The sequence below is a fragment of the Bradyrhizobium sp. USDA3010 genome, from assembly GCF_056429065.1.
Genome location: NZ_JBWJZD010000098.1, coordinates 1 through 5,242, shown reverse-complemented (window position 1 = coordinate 5,242; position 5,242 = coordinate 1). Strand labels below are relative to the sequence as shown.

The 5,242-nt window shown below is 57.9% G+C and carries 4 protein-coding genes; all 4 read left to right on the top strand.

Annotation, left to right across the window (positions count from 1 at the left end):
- Positions 1 to 177 precede the first annotated feature (177 nt).
- Positions 178 to 294, top strand: coding sequence for a transposase (locus AC066Y_RS42835; RefSeq protein WP_128089689.1), 117 nt, complete (start codon positions 178 to 180; stop codon positions 292 to 294).
- A 211-nt stretch (positions 295 to 505) separates the two neighbouring features.
- A complete protein-coding gene (locus tag AC066Y_RS42830; RefSeq protein WP_166217330.1) occupies positions 506 to 742 on the top strand; it encodes a hypothetical protein in 237 nt (78 codons plus the stop codon).
- 3,664 nt (positions 743 to 4,406) lie between these two features.
- Positions 4,407 to 4,793, top strand: a complete 387-nt coding sequence (locus AC066Y_RS42825; RefSeq protein ID WP_478279089.1) for a phasin family protein — start codon at positions 4,407 to 4,409, stop codon at positions 4,791 to 4,793.
- Positions 4,794 to 4,996: 203 nt separating this feature from the next.
- On the top strand, positions 4,997 to 5,137 hold the full coding sequence (locus AC066Y_RS42820) for a hypothetical protein (RefSeq protein ID WP_478279088.1): 141 nt from the start codon (positions 4,997 to 4,999) through the stop codon (positions 5,135 to 5,137).
- The last annotated feature ends 105 nt before the right edge of the window (positions 5,138 to 5,242 follow it).

Genomic DNA, 5,242 nt, shown 5'->3' with positions numbered 1-5,242 from the left:
CATGGCGGGCGTGGTGTTCGCGGCTGAAGGTGATGGGGTTGGCTTTGCAACCGAATCCTACGCCGCATCAGCGCTTTACACCACGCTCGCCAGCCTCTCAGGCGCCTCTGACGAATAAGACGGGTTAGGAAGTCGATCGCGATCTTTGACCGAACACGGACATGAGCTTCCACGCTCTTGGCCGCGATCCGGCAGATTCATCGGGACAGCGGCGGGCGCTATAGCAGCCCGCGAGTCCATGCCGCGCTGCGGGTGCAGGGACGTGGCGCATCCGTGGCCGGATCGAGCGCTTGATGCATAGGCACGGCATCCGAGCCATCATGGCGCCCCCACGCCGGGTTTGCATCACCGCACGGTGCATTCACCTGCCGCGGGGCCGTCCATTGTCGCGACCGATGAGGATCGCCGTGATCATCTCGCCCGAAAGTGCGCGCGGAACGGGTTCCGGATCGAGCCAGCGAACGAGCTTTTCGAGAGTCTCGACGGTTGATTTCGCTGGAAAGCGTTGGCCGAATTCCGCCCTTTTTCCGAGAAGTATCGCCGGGCCGCGGATCGCTTTCGGGCCTCCAATCGAAAAGCCAGCCTCGGATTGTCGACCGTCGGCAGCAAGGACCACGTCAGCATTCGGGAGCTTTGCGACCACGCCGCGGGTCGCACCGCAAAAGCGCCCGAGCGCGTCGTGGGTTACGTCCTCGACTGCAATGCGCTTCTTCGCAGGATCGATAGTGACTATTTTCACTAACAGCTACCATTTTTTACTCTCTCAACCATCGATCGACTTCTGGCAGGCGTCAACGCAATTGCACATCCCCTCGCTCCGCGGGTGTGGAAATCCTGACTGCCAAAAATGCGGTCCCCCTGTGGCGCCATTTATCAACCGAGGATATCTGTGCTCGCTTAACTCTTTCGTGGGGTGTCGTTCTTTCTATCTTGTTAATGCAACGAATGCGGGCGCGTTTGCCACTCGAGTTTCTCCTGGAGGATATGCAACGCTACAAGCCAGCTCAGACAACGGCAGTGAATTAGGTGCCCCCCGATCCTGGTAGGCGCCTTGCAGTCCTTCTCTTCGATACAACTCGACGGTCCCGTCGACTACACACCACCTAAAGCTCGGGGGACAGAGGTGGTCGGGAGCCAAGTTGTGGAACCATCCGATCACTATAACACGATCAGGAGGAACGGTCGTGGAGTCATGAACTCTTCAAGTTCGCGCGACTCTCAACCGCCTTGCTGATCAGAATGGCCGCCTTCCCCGCCATTCTGGCAAAGGGCGCTTTTGGAATCTGCCGCGGAATCAATTTGTGGCTGCTTGCGAGCAATCTGCCGACCGCTAATATACTAGGTCCCTTCAATGACGGATCGATTGTGAATGCTTCGTTGACGTGCGACTCGGTACCGGCGCTGCAACCCATACAGGATTTCGCGATGCCCATCATCTCGTGAGCATCAGCCAGATTGTGATCCAGGGCCAAGGCTCGCTTGCACTCAGCCACGCCTTGGGTCACCCGCTTCGTAATAAGCGCGCTCGATTGCACAGCCGGTGAGTGTCTCGGTGCGGTCAACAACGTCCCGCAATATGTGACAGTCGAGGGCGCGGGCAAGCCGAGGGTTGGGTGCGAGAGTGAGCAACGCGTCTTCCGACCCAGCATGCTGGCAGTAGAGTTGCCGACGCCATATTGGCTTTTTCCGGTCCCGGTCGTTGCAGGCCGCTGCGGGATGACTGCCGATTGTGCTCGCGAGAAGGTATACTCTGACGATTTCAACCCAGTCGGAGAATGCCAGATGGCCAAAAAGCCACCGTCTACCTCGCCCTTCAAGACCGTACCCCAATCACTTCATCGAAGATCAAGCGCCTTGCAGGCGTTGCGACGGCCACGCCGAGCAAGCTATCGAACAAGCAAACCCAGGAACTCGGAGCATCCGTGCTGCGACACATTGAGCCGAGACGCGGTAAGGTGAAGTAACAGTATAAGCCCTTTTTCATTTGAGCATTAGCTGGGCCGCGCGGGCCATGTCCGCTCGGTCTACCGCTTTCGGTAGGTTGCAACCCTCGGCGGGGGTGTGCAACCTGCCGGGACTTTGATCCCCGCGGAGAGGCGTACGCCCATGAAGCGAATGTCGGCCCGTGAAGCGATCATCGCTGTCTCCCTCTTGGTCGTCTTCGCGCTTGCGATTTGGTTTGGCGCTATGCCGTGAAGGCCGAGCACGCGGCGATCGGCCTCGATGGCCACACTTCGACCGTCAACGAAAAATAGCCGGCAGGCTCGGATGTATGGTTTACCGGCTGTCTGAGTCGGCCGCTGTGCCTGCCACTCAGGCGGCTTCACACTCTTGCGGGAGCGGGCGCTCCACCGCGACCGGATCACGGTCGATAATCGTCAAATAGGCGCGCTCGGTCTGATCAGGAGCATATTGCCCTTGCTGCCGATCTCGCAGGATCGGCCAGCTTTACAGAGAAGCGCAGGGCAAATCCCTCCTGCGTCAGTCCGACCTTCTTCCGAATCCTGGCGCATCTGCAGGACATGGTCCCCGCCTACATGTCCGGGCGCGAAGATCTTGCCGAGATCGCCGAGTACATCGCGAAGAAGCGGGAAACGGTGAACGAGACAGAATCCTGCGCAGCGCGTAGGGCGCTTGCCAGCGCGCTACTTTTGGTCGCAATTTTTGCGTCAAGGTTGTGCGGGATTAGAGTCCGATATAATTGCGTCAGAGAGCCTGGGAATGCGTTCCCCGACAAAGTGTCGCCGCGTGGCATTGGAGGTTAGCTATGAAGCCACGCGCCGCTGGGGACGGAAATTCGGCAACGTGCTCTCTGACCGCGTCCGCCAGCGCGCTCTCGATCGCGGGCGGACAACATTGGCTCTGGTGCGCTGTCAATCACAATGGCTTCGTTCTCGACGTCTTAATTCACCCGATACTTCTTCTCGATATAAGCTCAAGCACATCTCAATCTGGAAAGTGTGACGAACTGCGCCAAAGCATCCGCCCGCTCAGCGCTCAGCACCGCCGTCGAATCGACCTTGTCTTTTCGACCGCAGCAACTGATTAGGGAGCTTTGGCCTCCACAAAGACCACTATTGCTATTTCTTGACGAGCAAAGGGTGTGCCAACGAAGATTGCGCAGTGAATGCTCAATGGCGATAGAAAAGGTGTGCCTCGCTGGTGCGGGCTTCGATCGCGTCGGCCTTGCGGCAACGGCGCCGACTGAAACAGTGTCGATGACGGCGCCAAAGGGATTTCATCAATGTCTGAGCTGCAGCGAAAGAGTCGCTTGCACGGGTCGATGATTGCGGAGAGGATAAGGTCAACATGACGCCGCCGCGGCCAGGCCTGAGTGCAAGGACCACAACCTGAGTAAGTCGCAAAGCAGACAAAGCCAACACAAACACGGTACGAACTGTCGACTATTGCCTGGCACGAAGAATGCTGACCCTCGACGTGCCGAGGGCACCCTCCCTCAGGCATGGCTACCATCGCAAGTTGAGGCCGTGGCTGGCCAGTGAGGTTAGCGGCGCGTGACATAAGCCAAGGACGGCGTCTGCTCGGCCGATACCGACGGGCGTCTTGTCACGTCGCTGCTAACTTTCAATGCTGCGTAACAGCGTGTTTGTGATCCGCGTAGGATTAGTGCCTCACAGAGAGAACAGATGGATCCGGGCGGCAGGTGAAAATGGCAAGAAAACGCGTGCTGTGGTTCTGTCTCGGCCTCTTGCTGGTCTGTGTGGCTGACTCGGCCCTCAGAAGCAACGGTGTTCGCGCCAACGACAATCCCCTCATCCATAAAGTCAAATCGATCTGGCGAGCGCAGAACGGACAGACCGTCGAACGCATTATCTCGAAGCTCTCGAAAGTAGCGCACTTGGTCCCCCAAACCTGGGGCATTGCTGGAGGAGGATGCTTGACACCCTGCTGGCTCGAAAAAGCAGGTGGATCGAAGTCGGGAGGTCTTGGAGAGAACTGGCCGATGCCAACCTTACTCCCAGTGCTCTCAGGGATAGGAACTTCTCGCAGATCGCAGTGGGAGCAAACCCCGGTTGATAATTGCTGTGGGACGACCGAGCGATTTCGGCAATGCGCGGGCGAGGGAGCGAGATGTCCAATGAGGACAGGCGTACTATGACGGGCCGCTTTCGGAGCCGGCCGAGCGGCAGCGTAGAAGAGGTCCGCTAAAATGTAGCAAATCGCCGCACAAGGAGCCGATCGGAATCATGATGCCAGCGTGAGCATGGCGGAGGTTTGCAACTTGATTGATATCAAACCACGGAGTGATTTAGCAATGAGTCCAGACCAGAGCGAGACACCACGAAAATCCGGCAAGGGCAACCCGAACGCGGATCGGCAGAGCGGACGAAACTGCACAGCAGAGGCGGAAATCGGGTCAACAAGAGGGCCCGCCGCCAGATCAATTGCAGCACACGCCGAAGGAGATCGGCGCGCAGTTCGCGTCAACTGACACCTCTTCGACTGACACCTCTTCGAACGGCCGGATCGTATCAGCGGAAACAACGCCGGTCAGCTATCAAGAAATCGCAAAAACCTATGCTGACTATGTCAAAAAATCCTTCGAACACACCAAGTCGTTTTTCGAGAAGTTGGCGGGCGCGCGATCGTTTTACGAAGCTCTTGAGCTTCAAACCGATTTCCTGAAACAGACTCATGAAACTCTCATTGCTGGCTCTCAGAAGATCCATAGGCTCCACGGGGAATTGGCCAAGCAGACGATAATGCGTTTGCAGGGGTTAGGGCCCAAGACAAGCCTGCCACGCTCTACAGACGTGCGACCGGGACAGTAATCCTGCGAAACAGCGAGTAACGCAAATCGCGGTTCCGACGATCGTGGCCGGCTTGCGCTGGAAGTCGTACCTTCGCGGCGGATGATCCTGGAAGGACCGGGAGTTTCCGCCAAGCTCAGCGCGCCTCTGCGTTCCGGAGGAAGGCGTTGGAGAGGTGTCATTCGCTTTGCGGCCGCAAGCAGCCTCCTGTCATCGAGAAACCGATGGAAACCCGTTTCGAGCTGGACGTCGTCGTGCGTCAATTGCGCGAACGAGCCAATGAGGTCTCTGCTCAGTTACTATTCGACATTCGCTACGTGCTGCAGATAAAGCCGCGGTTTGGTCCTAACCCGTCCTATTCGTGAGAGTGCGGCTTTTGGGCCCGATTGATGCGGCCGTACATCTGCTCTGACGAGGCGCACAGGATTGCCTTCGGCTTTTCACCGCCTGACGACCGGTACTTTGCAACG

Coding starts and splice junctions, on each gene's coding strand:
- AC066Y_RS42820 (WP_478279088.1), top strand. CDS start 4,997: ATGGAAACCCGTTTCGAGCTGGACGTCGTCGTGCGTCAATTGCGCGAA.